Source organism: Oricola indica (genome assembly GCF_965227485.1).
Taxonomy (GTDB): Bacteria; Pseudomonadota; Alphaproteobacteria; order Rhizobiales; family Rhizobiaceae; genus Oricola; species Oricola indica.
This window is the reverse complement of the sequence record NZ_OZ245747.1, coordinates 1065830-1079001: the sequence shown is the minus strand read 5'-3', so window position 1 is coordinate 1079001 and position 13172 is coordinate 1065830. Positions and strand designations below refer to the sequence as shown.

The following is a 13172-nucleotide window of genomic DNA, read 5'->3' as shown; positions in this document are numbered from 1 at the left end:
CGTCTAGCGTTCCCGGGATGGACCTCGACGCCTACAACACATTCTGCGCCGGCCTTCCGGCCACGACCCATGTCGTGCAGTGGGGCGACGCGCATGTCTGGAAGGTGGGCGGCAAGGTCTTCGCCATCGCCGGCTGGAGCGCGGGCGAAGATTTGGCGATCACCTTCAAGGTGAGCGAGCTCGCCTTCGACATCCTCCGCGAACAGCCGGGGCTACGGCCGGCACCCTATCTGGCGTCGCGCGGGATGACCTGGATCCAGCGCGTGTCCGGCGACTCGATGGATGACGATGCGCTGAAGGATTACCTGCGCGAAAGCCATCGCATCGTCGCCGAAAAGCTCACCCGCAAGCTGCGTCGGCAACTCGGGTTCGACCAGTCTCGGTAGGTATCGCACCGCAACATTCCTTGTTTACATTGCAGCGCAGCAATCGCAGAATAAGGAAAAACAGCGGCGACAACTCTGCGAGACAAGAAAATGACGGGAAATATCAAGATGATAGGCGTCATCGGCGCCGGCCAGATGGGCTGCGGCATCGCGCAGGTCAGCGCGACGGCCGGCTATGATGTGAAACTCAACGACATCTCGCTCGAAAACGCCGAAGCCGGCAAGGCGAAGATCGTCGAGGCGATGGACCGGATGGTCGATACCGGCAAGCTGGACAAGGCCGACGCGGAAGCCGCTGCCGCGCGGATCGTGCCCGTCGGGAAACTCGAAGACCTCGCCGATTGCGACCTCGTCATCGAGGCGGCGAGCGAGAAGGAGGCGGTCAAGCGCGAGATTTTCTCGAAGCTGTGCCCGGTGCTCAAGCCCGAGGCCATGCTGGCTTCCAACACCTCCTCGATCTCGATCACCCGGCTCGCGGCCTCCACCGACCGGCCGGAACGGTTCATGGGCATCCATTTCATGAACCCGGTCCCGCGCATGAAGCTGGTCGAACTGGTGCGCGGCATCGCCACCGAAGACGTGACCTACGAGGCTTCGAAAGCCTATGTGGCGACGCTCGGCAAGACGACGACCGTTTCGGAGGATTTCCCGGCCTTCATCGTCAACCGCATTCTTCTGCCGATGATCAACGAGGCGATCTACACGCTTTACGAGGGTGTCGGCTCGGTGGAAGCGATCGACACGGCGATGAAGCTCGGCGCCAACCACCCGATGGGCCCGTTGGAGCTTGCCGATTTCATCGGCCTCGACACCTGCCTGTCCATCATGCAGGTGCTGCATGACGGGCTGTCGGATTCCAAATACCGGCCTTGTCCGCTTCTGGTGAAATATGTCGAAGCCGGCTGGCTCGGCCGCAAGACCGGGCGCGGCTTCTACGATTACCGGGGCGAAACGCCGGTTCCGACGCGCTGATTTTCCAGGATCTAATGGGAGGCCCCGCTTGGTTCGTGGGGCAACAAGAACGGCCGCGAGACCTCCCGCCACCGAAGGTGGGTGCGCCCCCGCCCCCGGCAAGCCCGGTCTAGCAAAGCGGCCCGATCCAGACTGTGCGATTTTGCACAGACCGGTCTCCGGCGCAGCGCTTGCCCGCCGACGCCACGATGCATATGACGGTCGGTGACAACAGAGGATATCCGCATGCTGTTCGAAGGCACCGAAGCCTATGTCGCCGAAAAAGACCTGACGGTCGCCGTCAACGCCGCGATCCGGCTCGAAAGGCCGTTGCTCGTGAAGGGCGAACCCGGCACCGGCAAGACCGAACTCGCCAGGCAGGTCGCTTCCGCGCTCGGCCTCGACCTGATCGAATGGCACGTCAAGTCGACGACGAAAGCCCAGCAGGGCCTTTACGAATATGACGCCGTGTCGCGCCTGCGCGATTCGCAGCTCGGCGATCCGCGTTTCGAGGACATCTCCAACTACATCAAGCGCGGCAAGCTCTGGGAGTCATTCACCGCCGACCGAAAGACCGTGCTGCTGATCGACGAGATCGACAAGGCGGATATCGAGTTCCCGAACGATCTCCTGCAGGAACTCGACCGCATGGAGTTCTTCGTCTACGAGACCGGCGAGACGATCCGCGCCGAGCACCGCCCGATCGTCATCATCACCTCCAACAACGAGAAGGAACTGCCCGACGCCTTCCTGCGCCGCTGTTTCTTCCACTACATCAAGTTTCCGGACATGCAGACGCTGCAGGCGATCGTCGACGTGCATTATCCGGGCATCAAGCAGACCCTCGTCAATGCCGCGCTGACACAGTTCTACGAAATCCGGGAGGTCGCCGGGCTGAAGAAGAAGCCGTCGACCTCGGAAGTGCTCGACTGGATCCGCCTGCTCGTCGCCGACGATGTCGAGCCGGAAACCCTGCGCGGCAACGCGAAAAACGCGCTGCCCAAGCTGCATGGCGCGCTTTTAAAGAACGAGCAGGACGTGCATCTCTTCGAGCGGCTGGCGTTTCTGGCACGGCAGCGCGGCGGGTAACGCAAAGCCGGTCGCGGATCTCCGGCAAGCGCCGCCGTCGCCGCGCACCGTTCCCGGGCGGGCGTTCGGGCAAACCGAAAACCATGCGCGCGATATCATGACGTGTTCCACGCCTCGCGCGCGAGGGAATGACACTCGTGCAGCACCGCCTCGACTTGTGTCTTCGGCCTGCGCTTCCAGCCCGGCGGACGGCCCGGCCGCAGGACGCTCCAGCGTCGGGGGCGAGCCCGGCTCATCGTCGCGGACGATGCGGGATTGCGGTATCGCCGCGCGCGCCAGCGGGCAAGCCGCAGCGCCGCGCCCTCCAGGTCCTGCAACGCCCCTTCCAGCGCCCTGATCCGGCGGCAGAGGCAGCCCGCGCCAACCGGCTCGCCGGGCGGCGGCCAGTCCCCGGCATCATCGACGGCGGTGGTGACGAGATCCCCGGGCTCGATCCACGGATAGGCGGGACGCTTGAACGGGTCGAACAGCGAAAAGGCCGGAATGGCATCGTCTTGCGCGGGATCGGCAGGCTCGCCTCCCGTCCCGCTCCCTCCGGCGACGCTGCCCGCTTGCCGGCTTCCCCGCGACGCAGTGGCGAGTGGAGCGGCAGTCACCACCAGTTTGCAGGCCGCCATGAGGATCAGCCGCCGCGCGGCATATTCCGCCGGGCGCAACAGGCCGAGGATGCGCCGATGCATGAACCGCGGCAACACGGTGACCGTTTTCCCCGTGCGGATTCCCGCCATGACGAAGAGCGTCGTGACGACACTGATCAGATCGTCACGGTTCTTCTCGATCGCGCGCGCCCAGTCGAACGCCATGCCATGTGTCTCCGCCAAAGGTTCGGGCTATTGTGGCGGGGTGTCCGGGGCGGTGGATAAAAAACACGAAGGCCGGAGGGGGGAATGGGGGTGGCAAAAGGGGTTTTGGTGGGGTGGGCAAGGAAGCGCTTCCACCGGGGTACGGGTTGTCGCCTGTGAGGGTGGAGCGGAAGGGCGCGGGACGCGACCGTGCCATCGGCAGAATTGCGCCCACATTCCCGCCATTCAAGTTCAAATGTGAGCCTCCCGAAAGCAGCCATTCAATACCTTATTGAAGGCTATAACGGGCGGAAAGCTGACCTATAAGCGCAGCCTTAATCGGAAGCCAAAGCGTCCCCTTCAGGAATAAACCCGGCACGCTCTTCTGGCCCAGCCGTGGGTCCAGCAAAAAGCTGGAGATTAAGCTCGTCAGCCAATTCAGAACTCGGCTCCTTGTTATCGAGGATAATAACCTGAATATCATGTGCTGTCTTTGATATGCTGTCCCAGAACAAAGGCTCGATGGTTTGATTGATGCTCTGTGCATCTGCTTTGTCGCCCTCCGATGGTGCCTCAACGTCGCGCTGCTTAACAGTCGTTAGGGGGGAGTCGAGCACAACAAACTGGGGGTGCGGCTTCTGATGCTCATGGCAATACCTCAGTACTCCAATCGCAAGTGCGGAGTTGAGAACCGCGCGAAACCCCTTACCATGGGACTTTCTGGCTTTGCCGTTGACCTTGAGATCGTAGGCTTTTTCGTCGAATTCGACCCTCACATCCTTAGGCCATGACCATTCCTGCAAGACCTGCTCTATCGTTCGGCATAGCTTGAGAACTGACGCCGAATCGATTGGTGCCCAGACTTGCTGTCCGTCGTCAGAGGTTTTGAGCAGTTCGGCGGCCTGATCTAGTGGAGGCTCTGGCCCATCAGGATTTCATTCTAAGCGGCGGCCTTGCGATGCAGCAAGCGCCGTTGATTGATAGTTTCGCGTTTGATCCTTTCTCTTGTCTGCAGGATGGTCTGGCTGCGTCCGAAGTAGACGTCGGCCGGTGTGAGATTGCCGAGGCTCTCGTGGTAGCGCCGGTTATTGTAATGATCGACAAAGGCGTCGATCTGCGTTTCGAGAGCACCCGGCAGGAAGTGGTTTTCGAGCAGGATGCGGTTTTTCAACGTCTGGTGCCATCGCTCGATCTTGCCCTGGGTCTGGGGATGGCAAGGCGAACCGCGGGTGTGCTCCATCCCAATGCCGGAGAGCCAATCGGCCAGTTCGCCGGCGACGTAACATGGACCATTGTCTGACAAGAGCCGTGGACGTTGCATCACCTTGGCGTTGTCGCAACCCGATGCCTGCAGGGCGAGTTCCAGCGTGTCGGTGACATCCCCGGCCTTCATCGTGGTGCATAGCTTCCAGGCGATGATGTAGCGCGAGTAATCGTCGAGGATGGTCGACAGATAGAACCAGCCCCAGCCGATGACCTTCAGATAGGTGAAGTCGGTCTGCCACAGCTGGTTCGGCGCGGTCGTCTTGTCATGGAACTCATCGGCAGCCTTGATGACGATGAAGGCTGGACTGGTGATCAGATCCTGCGCCTTGAGCAGGCGGTAGACCGAGGATTCCGAGACGAAGTAGCCTCGCGTGTCGGTGAACGTCACCGCCAGTTCGCGCGGTGACAGCTCCGGCTCATCAAGCGCAAGGTCGATGATATTTTCTCGGATGTCGTCGGGAATGCGGTTCCAGACCCGCCCGGGCTGAGGCTTGCGATCTTCCAGCGCATCGACGCCGCCGGTGAGAAAGCGGTCATACCAGCGATTGAAGGTCGAGCGGGGAATGCCGAGCTTGTCCAGCGTGCGCTTGGTCGGCAGATGCGACTGCTCGACGAGCCGGATGATCTCCAGCTTCTCGGAGGCGGGATATCTCATTCGTCGTCGCCCCCATCCGCGATCATGCTTTTTTTAAGCAGCCGCAGTTCCAGCGCCTGCTCGGCGACGACCTCTTTCAGATCATGGGCCTCGCGACGCAGATGCTTGACCTCGTCACTGGTGGCTGCCCGCGCGGTGTCGCCGGCCAACCGCTTCTTGCCGGCTTCGAGGAACTCTTTCGACCAATTGTAATAGAGGCTCTCGGCAATGCCTTCACGCCGGCACAGCGCGGCAATCGACTCCTCACCGCGCAAGCCTTCCAGCACGATGCGGATCTTCTCTTCCGCCGAATAATGTTTGCGGGTTGCACGGCGGATGTCCTTGATGACCTTTTCCGCCGGCTCCTTCTGTGTCCCGGATTTCCGTCTCATCTTCGCTCCTTGAAGGGCTACGATGAGCCAGAAATCCTCCTCTATCCGTTAAGCCGAAATTGTCTCATTGGTGCTGAACCCGGACAGTCGATGGCCATCAAGTGATGCTGGGGTAGCGACTGCACGATCAGACATCATCGCACCATTTCACATCACCGTTGTTCGCCAGGTGATGGCACAGGCCTTCCCGATCAGGCGAATTTATGTGGTCTTTGAGGGCTGAACTCGATACCTGCTGAGTCTGCGCGGCTTTGACGGTTTCGCTTAGGCGAATATATCCAGAAGCTGCGGGTGCGCTGTAGGTGTAGTAGAGACCATGGCGAAATTCACCAAGTAGTTGATCAAAGAAGGAGGCGTCGGCCATTCCGTCGCGAGCCAGTTCCTTCAAGCCTTCCGCGCTGTAGAACGTCATCCGAGAGCGCTCAAAAAGGCCTCTCGCTTGCGCATATGTTGCGAAATCACCCTCACAAGAAACGTCCGAACCGGTCATCTCACCGATCACTTTGAAGAGCTCACCAACATAGCCTTGTTCGGCTTCATCCACCTCCGATGGCGGCGTGGGCGGCGGCGGCCGGTCGATCAAAGGAGCGCCAAAAACTACACGGTGGTAGGGCGTTTGGCCGTGTTCGTTGATGATATCGAGTGGTTGTTTAACACGGATGAAGCTGAAGTCCACTTTGGCGACGTGGTCAGCAAACTCACCTTCTAGCTTTACGGCTTTCTTTGAAGTGATCGCAGATGCGCAATGCGCGTCCCAGTTGGCAATCAAGTAGCCTTGCAGTTTTGTCGGTTCGTCGATCAGGTCTTGAAATTCGCCTGTGACGCCTTTCCGGGTAACAAACCAGTATTCGGACGGCAGCGTGTAGTCACCCCGGAACGCATAGAAAAGAACCTTTGCGATCTCCCCAATGCCTTTATTGACGCCGAGCGCCGTGCCATATCGCTTGCACTGATACAGGTGCCAATGGCGCTCAGGTGACCCCGGTGCACCGAACCAGACAACGATATCGCGTCCCTTATCGCCGGCGCCGCCGCGTTGCTGAATGTCGGTCACACCGGAGAGCTTCTGGCGCAGGAAGCCATCGGCCCATTCGAGTGTAAACCGCTCAAACTCGTCGGCACTGAAGTTTGCCAGGCGGTCTAGCGGATTAACCGGAAGGCCTGCACCCAGGCCCAATAATCTAGCATTCGCCAATGGCCACTTGGTCGGATTGTCGAGAGTCGAAATGGGGATTGGAGCGTCATCCATCGCTCATATTCCTCGCGAGCCAAGAGGCATTAATTTGCGCGTAATCTCTTAGAATATTTACTTCTTATTTCACTGATAAACATGAGTTTAGCGCCGCGCAACGTCACTTGAGTAACATCACACTTGTTCTTTTGAGGTTAGAACAACATGCTTCGCCCGCAACTTTTGTCGCCAGAAGCCGAATCTTCGTAATAGGCCGAAAGCGTCAAAGCTTGAGCTATAGGCGAGTGTCAGCTTACCTCATTCGGTGTACGAAACCCTCCCGTCGCCTCCCGCCCCCATTCGAGACGCGACTAGCCCTCCTCCCAAATCACTGACCTCATCCGCTTTCGGGCATAGCCAGCTGTCCGTAGAGATTTGGCCGGCCGGCCAGTCGCTCTTCGAGCACCGTCGCCGGAATGGCCCGCTGCCGGCTTTTCTGACACGAGTGTAGGCCAGCATGATTTTATCCTCGAACTCGATGGAGCTCAGATAGCCCGGCGTCGAGTGTCTTCGCCGAAGGGTGCAGAAGCGCCCGGTTGAAAGCCATGCCATGTGTCTCCGCCAAGGGTTCGGGCTATTGTGGCGGGGTGTCCGGTGCGGCGGACAAAAACCCGCGAAGGCAGGAGGGGGACTCGGCGGTGCTGTTGGCTGTATGCGCAAGGACTGCGAACGCAGCCAGGCGCAGTAATCTGACGGTCAGTGCGACGCCTCGGGCGGGCAACAGGATACAGGCAAGCCAGATCGACGAGAGGAACTTTCCGTAGCGCTGGTCGTTGGGGGACTGACCAGACCAAAGGAGTCCGACATGACAATGAATTCGCTCAAGGACATTTACCTCGACCAGCTTCAGGACATCTGGAGCGCCAACACCCAGTCCCTGCCCGTCGTGACCGAACTGGGCCGCGCCGCCCAGGACGAGGAATTGTCCGAGGCGCTGATCGATGGCGGCAACGGTATTGCCGATGGCATCGCCGAAATCGAAAAGCTGTGCAACGACCACGGCATCAAGCCGAATGCGGAGCACTGCAAGGGTATGGAAGGCCTCGTGAAAGAAGCGCGCAAGCATGGCTTGTCCGACGAGATCACGGACGCCGACGTGCGCGACGCCGCCATCATCCCGCAATATCAGCGCATGGTCCATTATGCGCTTGCTGGCTACGGCACACTGGCCGCCTTCGCCAACCGCCTCGGCCTGGACGGTGACGCGGCGGTTTTGAAGAAGTGCCTCGATCAGACCTATGACGGCGATCGCCGCATGACAGCGATCGCCGTGAAGGGCGGAGTCAACAAGGACGCCGCCGCCTGAATTCTGTCCGCACCTGGCAAACGGGGCCGTACGAGATTTTGTGCGGCCCCATTCGAGACGCGGCCGCCCCTCCTCCCAAAACACTGACATCATCCCCTTTCGGGCATAACCAGCTGTCCGTTGTGATTTGGCCGGCCAGTCGCTCTTCGAGCACCGTCGCCGGGACGCCATTTCAGGAAAGCCAGCTTTACCCGCACCGCACACCCATGGGGGCAATTGCGGACGCGGCCGAAATTGATTCAGCCGCTCATCAACGCCTTGATGCGGCCGATGAAGGTCCCATCATCCTCGCTCTTCCGCTCGTCCAGCAGCCTTATGGCATCCTCTCCGGCGCGGAAACGCAAGCGGTCTCCGTCCTCATGCGCAGCGTTCCAAATGACCTCGGCCACCATTTCAGGTGTGGAGGGATTTGACGCCAGCTTGCCGAACAGGCGGCCCATCGCTTCGGCGGTCGGCGCATAGTCCGAAAGGCTTTCATCCATCGCGAAATCGAAAGACCTGCCGCCGAAATTCGTCTTGATCATGCCGGGTTCGACAATGCGCACCCGAATGCCAAGCGGTTCAAGCTCGTAGTGCAGAGCTTCTGACAGGCCTTCGACCGCGAACTTGGTGCCGTGGTACAAAGTCCCCAGGGGAAAGGTGATCTGACCGCCGATGGAAGAGATATTGATGATCGTGCCCGAACGGTTCTGCCGCATATGGGGCAGAACAGCCTTGGTCACCTCCAGCAGCCCGATCACATTGGTGTCGAACTGTCGCCGAATGCGCTCCATCGTGAATGCCTCGAGCGCGCCGTATGCTCCGTAGCCCGCATTGTTGAGCAACACGTCGATCCTGCCGGATTTTTCGATACCAGCTGCCACTGCCGCCAGGATCGAGGCGGCATCCGTCACATCCAGCCGCGTCAGCAGCACATTGTCCAGATCGGCAAGCGGGCTGTCTTCTGTCGGAGCACGCATCGTGGCAATGACGTTCCAACCGTTTGCCTGAAAGTGCCGCGCCGTTGCTTCGCCGATGCCCGAAGATGCTCCTGTGATCAGTATGGTTTTCATCGAAACCTCCTCAAGCGTTCAGATCGAGCATCTGTTCGATGCCGAAATTGGTCAGGACTTTGCGGGTGACGTCGTGGAGCACATCGTTGTAGCGCTCGATCTCGGGGCCGACGCCGACAAAATCGACCACCGTGCGGAAGGGCTTTTCCCCAAATGGCCTGTCCAGAAGAGCGACGACCGCCTCCGCAATGCGCTCAGGCCGCTGATCGGGCGTCGCGTCGAGCATCTGGGCCAGTCCGTTGCTTGACATCGCGGGCACGGCGGCGAACTCGCCGTATTCGGCCTCGCGTGCAGGATCGTTCGGTGTCACCATGCCATCAAAGAATGCTGTTGGCATTGCCCCGGGTTCGATGAGGCAGGATTCGATCCCGAACCCTGAAAGCTCCGTTCTGTAGCATTCGACCACAGCTTCCAGCGCCCATTTCGATGCCGAATAGGTGCCATAAAACGGGGTCGCAATCCGCCCGATCAGGCTGGACGTATAGATTACAGTCCCGCGCCGTTTCGCCCGCAGATGCGGCAACGCTGCCCGCATGACTCGTTGAACGCCCATGACGTTCACGTCAAAAACGCGTGTCATGTCCTCTGGAGACATCAGCTCCTGGATTCCATAGGAGCCAATGCCCGCGTTGTTGAACAGGATATCGAGCCCGCCGAGTTGCGAGATGGCATCAGAGACACCGCGCTCGGTGCTGGCCGTGTCGGTCACGTCCATCTCGACAATTCTTGCGCCGGCCGCTTCGAGTTCGGCGACAGTCGCGGCCTTCTTCCCACCGCGGCTGCGGATACTTCCGGCAACGGCGTAGCCCCGTTCCAGAAGAGCCAGCGCCGTGGGTTTGCCGAAGCCACCTGCGATACCGGTTATGAAGATGTTTTTCATCTCTGCGATCCCTTCGTGTTGGTGATCGCACGATATTCAAGGTTGCCGTGGCAATCTTTATGGTTTGTCCTGTTTTCTTGCACGATCCTCCACTCTTGCTGTTTTTCTATAAATCCGTTTACCTTGCCATGCTATGGCTTGCGCCAGCGCAACGGAGACCGCCATGACACACGAGGCACTGCTGGACCGCACTTTGTCGCTGCTGGATCAATCGGGGTTGCGTCAGGGGGCGCTGTTCCATGAGGCCAGCGGAACACATCTGCTGCGCCACGAGGCTCCCTCGGGGCAAAACGCAACCGTCTACCGGCCATTGCTCTGCCTTGTCCTGCAAGGCGCGAAAGAGGTTGGAACCAATACAAAGACAATAACCGTGCGCGCGGGCCAGTCGCTGATCGTCAGCCACGCCTTGCCGGTTCTCTCACGCATTACCGAAGCAGCGCCGGATTTACCTTATGTCGCGCTTGTGTTCCCGCTTGATCTCGACCTGCTGCGGTCGTTGGCGCCGGCTGTATCGCCTTCGGCAAACACCCGGCCTTCGGAACCGTTTTCAATTCACCTGTGCGACACGGATGAAGAGATAGACGATGCATTGCGGCGCTATTTCAAGCAATGCGAAACGGTGGCGGCGAGACGTCTGTTGGCCCCGATCACAGCCCGAGAAATCCACGCGCGCCTGCTGATGGGACAGCACGGCGAGACGCTTCACAAACTGCTTTGGCATGAGAGCGCGGCCAGTCGCATTTTTGAGGCGACGAGGAACATACAAACCCATCTCGCCAGGACCATAGTCGTCAAGGAACTGGCCAGGGATGTCGGCATGAGCAGCTCGGCCTTTTTCGAGCAGTTCAAGGCCGTGACCGGAACGTCTCCACTGCAATATCAAAAGGACCTGCGCCTGCTCCGGGCGCGTGATGCGCTTCAGACTTCCAGCGCAAAAGTATCGGAGATCGCATTCGGTGTGGGATACGAAAGCTCGGCGCAATTTTCGAGGGAGTACTCCCGAAAATTCGGGCGATCGCCGAGACAGGACCGTGAACTCGTGGCGTTCGAGTAAACTACTTGTCAGGCCGGATTTGCTCAGTTTGCCGTAGACGGCCCGCCATTCCCCTCCCGGCCCCATTCTAGACGCGGCTGCCCCTCCCCCCAAAACACTGACCTCATCCCGTTTCGGGCATATCCAGCTGTCCGTTGTGATTTGGCCGGCCAGTCGCTCTTCGAGCACCGTCGGCGGAAAGCCTTCGAGGCGAATTGCGGCGCTTAACCGGCCTGTTTCGTTTTGGCGGGTTGCGCCTGAGGCAGTAAGGTTTTCGCAGTCATGGTCTGAAACACCCGCGAATGCTGCATGACGCGGTTTCGGCCGCTTTTCTTGGCGCCGTAGAGGGCGATGTCCGCCATTTTCAGGAGGTCCGACGCCGACAGATCGTCGACCCCCGCCGGAATCGTCGCGACACCCAGGCTCGCCATCACGATTCCCGCATCGCAAGCGCCATGCTCGATCCTTGCCGCTTCGACTGCCGCGCGCAGGCCTTCGGCGAAAACGATGGCGCCGTCTTCATCGGTGTCGGGAAGGATGACGCAGAACTCCTCTCCCCCATAGCGCGCCAGCAAGTCCGAACCGCGCCTGATCTGCGATCTCAGAACATTCGCCACGCGCTTGAGGCAGATGTCGCCTTCCGGATGACCGTGAAAGTCGTTGAAGGCCTTGAAGTGATCGACGTCGAGTATGATCAGGCTGACCGGGCTCCCGCCGCGTTTGCCGCGCGAAACCTCGCGCTCGAGATACTCGTCGAACGCCCGCCTGTTCACGATGCCGGTCAGCGCATCGGTCCTTGCGAGCGTTTCCATCTCGCTGACAAGGCCGGAGAGCTTCTGCTCGGTCAACCGCATGTCGGTAATGTCGGACACGACGGACAGCGCGCCCAGATTGTGGACCACCCGCGTCCGGGCCAAAACCGTGCGGCCATCGAACAGACGGATTTCCTCCGAACCGCCCCGCTTCATGCCTTGCACGACGTCCCGTATCCAGTCCTCGACGTCCTCCTGCGGAATGTCGATCTGCTCGCGACGCTCCGCCGCGGCGCGCAGAATGGCCGTCAGTTCGGCGCCCGGAACGCGAACGTCCCGCGTCCGTGAGAAGAATGCGTGATACTGATCGTTGCAGTAGACGAGGCGGCTTTCCCGGTCGAAGAGCGCCACGCCGTCCGTCATTTTCGACAGGATCGAAACCAGCAGGCGCCGGTCTTCGTGCAGCCGAAGTTCCGCTTCGACGGCTTCCGTCACGTCCCGCGTAATCCCGACGAGCCCGATGACCTGTCCATCGACATCGCTCACCGGAACCTTCGTCGTTTCGAAGACGCGCGTGTCGCCGGAGGGCAGGTCGACGGTCTCGCGCGTATCGATCCTGTTGTCGGGACTGGTCATCAGATCCTGCTCGGCCGCGAATAATTGCCGTGCCCGTTCAGGTTCGAGATCGAAATCCGACTTGCCGGCCAGAGTAGACTTCAGCTCCGAATCATGATGCGCGGCGACGGCCTTGTTGACCGCGACAAACCGGCTCTGGCGATCCTTGACGTAGAAATAATCCGGCGCCTGCCTGATCGCCGCCAGCAGGAGCGCGCGCTCCCTCAGGCGAAGTTTGCCATGCCAGACGGTAAAAACGACAAACAGCATGCCCACGAAATTCAGGCCCATCGTCAGCAACACCGTCCGGCCCATCGATGCGTCGAGAAGATCCGCTGGGAGCATGAAAACAGCGATATTCGGCAAGGTCGTTGCGCCGAAGGCTACCAGCAGGGCGCGCGGCGCGAACTGGCGCAAGGTCCAGCGGAACGGCAGCCACCGGTAGGCGGCGATGCCGATCAGGGCCGAGAGCAGGATGCCGACGGTTCCGGCAAACCAGCCCGCGCCGCCTTCGATGATTCGGAAGGAGATCGCGGCCAGCGCGGCGATGACGCCGACAATCGGCCCCTCGAGAAAAGCTCCCGTCGCGAGCAAGGCGAACCGAAGATCGAAGAGAAGGCCATCCTGCGTCCGGACCGCCATCGCCATCGTCGCAATCGAGCCCAACCCGACCAGAATGCCCAGGACGACCACCCTTTTGCCGTGAGTGTGCCGCACAAGGGCCTCTTTGGCGAAAAGCCAAACCGACACAAAAAGTCCGACAACCGCCAGATTGGCAATCAGGCCATGGATCATATCATTGG

The 13172-nt window shown here is 60.2% G+C and carries 12 protein-coding genes; 5 read left to right on the top strand and 7 right to left on the bottom strand.

Annotated elements, in window-relative coordinates; translation table 11 throughout:
* The first annotated feature begins 17 nt into the window (after positions 1-17).
* The 3 genes from ACQK2M_RS05545 (at position 18) to ACQK2M_RS05535 (ending at position 2426) form a co-directional block, all read left to right on the top strand.
* Positions 18-386: an MmcQ/YjbR family DNA-binding protein gene (locus tag ACQK2M_RS05545; protein WP_425416988.1), complete on the top strand. Its 369-nt coding sequence runs from the start codon at positions 18-20 to the stop codon at positions 384-386.
* A 90-nt stretch (positions 387-476) separates the two neighbouring features.
* Positions 477-1358: a 3-hydroxybutyryl-CoA dehydrogenase gene (locus tag ACQK2M_RS05540; protein WP_425416987.1), complete on the top strand. Its 882-nt coding sequence runs from the start codon at positions 477-479 to the stop codon at positions 1356-1358.
* 225 nt (positions 1359-1583) lie between these two features.
* Positions 1584-2426 carry an AAA family ATPase gene (locus ACQK2M_RS05535; protein WP_425416986.1) on the top strand — a complete coding sequence of 281 codons (843 nt, stop codon included), beginning with the start codon at positions 1584-1586 and terminating at the stop codon, positions 2424-2426.
* Positions 2427-2521: 95 nt separating this feature from the next.
* On the opposite strand, the gene ACQK2M_RS05530 is transcribed toward ACQK2M_RS05535, so the two are convergent.
* The 4 genes from ACQK2M_RS05530 to ACQK2M_RS05515 all read right to left on the bottom strand — a co-directional run bounded on the left by ACQK2M_RS05530 (position 2522) and on the right by ACQK2M_RS05515 (position 6749).
* Positions 2522-3229 (bottom strand): hypothetical protein, encoded by a 708-nt coding sequence (locus ACQK2M_RS05530; RefSeq protein ID WP_425416985.1) that lies wholly within the window; start codon positions 3227-3229, stop codon positions 2522-2524.
* A gap of 314 nt (positions 3230-3543) precedes the next feature.
* Positions 3544-4011 (bottom strand): hypothetical protein, encoded by a 468-nt coding sequence (locus ACQK2M_RS05525; protein WP_425416984.1) that lies wholly within the window; start codon positions 4009-4011, stop codon positions 3544-3546.
* A gap of 137 nt (positions 4012-4148) precedes the next feature.
* Positions 4149-5500 (bottom strand): IS3 family transposase gene (locus tag ACQK2M_RS05520; RefSeq protein WP_425416286.1). Its coding sequence is split into 2 segments (ribosomal slippage): positions 4149-5164 and positions 5164-5500, totalling 1353 coding nucleotides; the frame shifts between segments, so codons are not numbered across the junction.
* A gap of 127 nt (positions 5501-5627) precedes the next feature.
* The gene (locus ACQK2M_RS05515) at positions 5628-6749 is read right to left on the bottom strand and encodes an ABC-three component system protein (protein ID WP_425416983.1); all 1122 of its coding nucleotides are present in this window, start codon (positions 6747-6749) and stop codon (positions 5628-5630) included.
* Positions 6750-7536: 787 nt separating this feature from the next.
* Between ACQK2M_RS05515 and ACQK2M_RS05510 the strand changes: the two genes are divergently transcribed.
* Positions 7537-8037, top strand: coding sequence for a ferritin-like domain-containing protein (locus ACQK2M_RS05510; protein ID WP_223478124.1), 501 nt, complete (start codon positions 7537-7539; stop codon positions 8035-8037).
* 239 nt (positions 8038-8276) lie between these two features.
* Here ACQK2M_RS05510 and ACQK2M_RS05505 read toward each other — a convergent pair whose 3' ends face one another.
* Together ACQK2M_RS05505 and ACQK2M_RS05500 are read right to left on the bottom strand one after the other, a co-directional pair.
* The gene (locus ACQK2M_RS05505; RefSeq protein ID WP_425416982.1) at positions 8277-9089 is read right to left on the bottom strand and encodes an SDR family oxidoreductase; all 813 of its coding nucleotides are present in this window, start codon (positions 9087-9089) and stop codon (positions 8277-8279) included.
* A 10-nt stretch (positions 9090-9099) separates the two neighbouring features.
* Entirely contained in the window at positions 9100-9969 is an 870-nt protein-coding gene (locus ACQK2M_RS05500; RefSeq protein WP_425416981.1) for an SDR family NAD(P)-dependent oxidoreductase, read from the bottom strand.
* 163 nt (positions 9970-10132) lie between these two features.
* On the opposite strand from ACQK2M_RS05500, the gene ACQK2M_RS05495 reads away from it, so the two are divergent.
* The gene (locus ACQK2M_RS05495; RefSeq protein ID WP_425416980.1) at positions 10133-11023 is read left to right on the top strand and encodes an AraC family transcriptional regulator N-terminal domain-containing protein; all 891 of its coding nucleotides are present in this window, start codon (positions 10133-10135) and stop codon (positions 11021-11023) included.
* A gap of 203 nt (positions 11024-11226) precedes the next feature.
* On the opposite strand, the gene ACQK2M_RS05490 is transcribed toward ACQK2M_RS05495, so the two are convergent.
* Positions 11227-13086 (bottom strand): diguanylate cyclase, encoded by a 1860-nt coding sequence (locus ACQK2M_RS05490; RefSeq protein WP_425416979.1) that lies wholly within the window; start codon positions 13084-13086, stop codon positions 11227-11229.
* Positions 13087-13172: the final 86 nt, after the last annotated feature.

Bases quoted from the DNA above. Each gene is read 5' to 3' on its own strand.
- ACQK2M_RS05535 (WP_425416986.1), top strand. From the start codon at position 1,584: ATGCTGTTCGAAGGCACCGAAGCCTATGTCGCCGAAAAAGACCTGACG.
- ACQK2M_RS05510 (WP_223478124.1), top strand. From the start codon at position 7,537: ATGACAATGAATTCGCTCAAGGACATTTACCTCGACCAGCTTCAGGAC.
- ACQK2M_RS05505 (WP_425416982.1), bottom strand. From the start codon at position 9,089: ATGAAAACCATACTGATCACAGGAGCATCTTCGGGCATCGGCGAAGCA.
- ACQK2M_RS05545 (WP_425416988.1), top strand. From the start codon at position 18: ATGGACCTCGACGCCTACAACACATTCTGCGCCGGCCTTCCGGCCACG.
- ACQK2M_RS05540 (WP_425416987.1), top strand. From the start codon at position 477: ATGACGGGAAATATCAAGATGATAGGCGTCATCGGCGCCGGCCAGATG.
- ACQK2M_RS05515 (WP_425416983.1), bottom strand. From the start codon at position 6,749: ATGGATGACGCTCCAATCCCCATTTCGACTCTCGACAATCCGACCAAG.
- ACQK2M_RS05495 (WP_425416980.1), top strand. From the start codon at position 10,133: ATGACACACGAGGCACTGCTGGACCGCACTTTGTCGCTGCTGGATCAA.
- ACQK2M_RS05530 (WP_425416985.1), bottom strand. From the start codon at position 3,229: ATGGCGTTCGACTGGGCGCGCGCGATCGAGAAGAACCGTGACGATCTG.
- ACQK2M_RS05500 (WP_425416981.1), bottom strand. From the start codon at position 9,969: ATGAAAAACATCTTCATAACCGGTATCGCAGGTGGCTTCGGCAAACCC.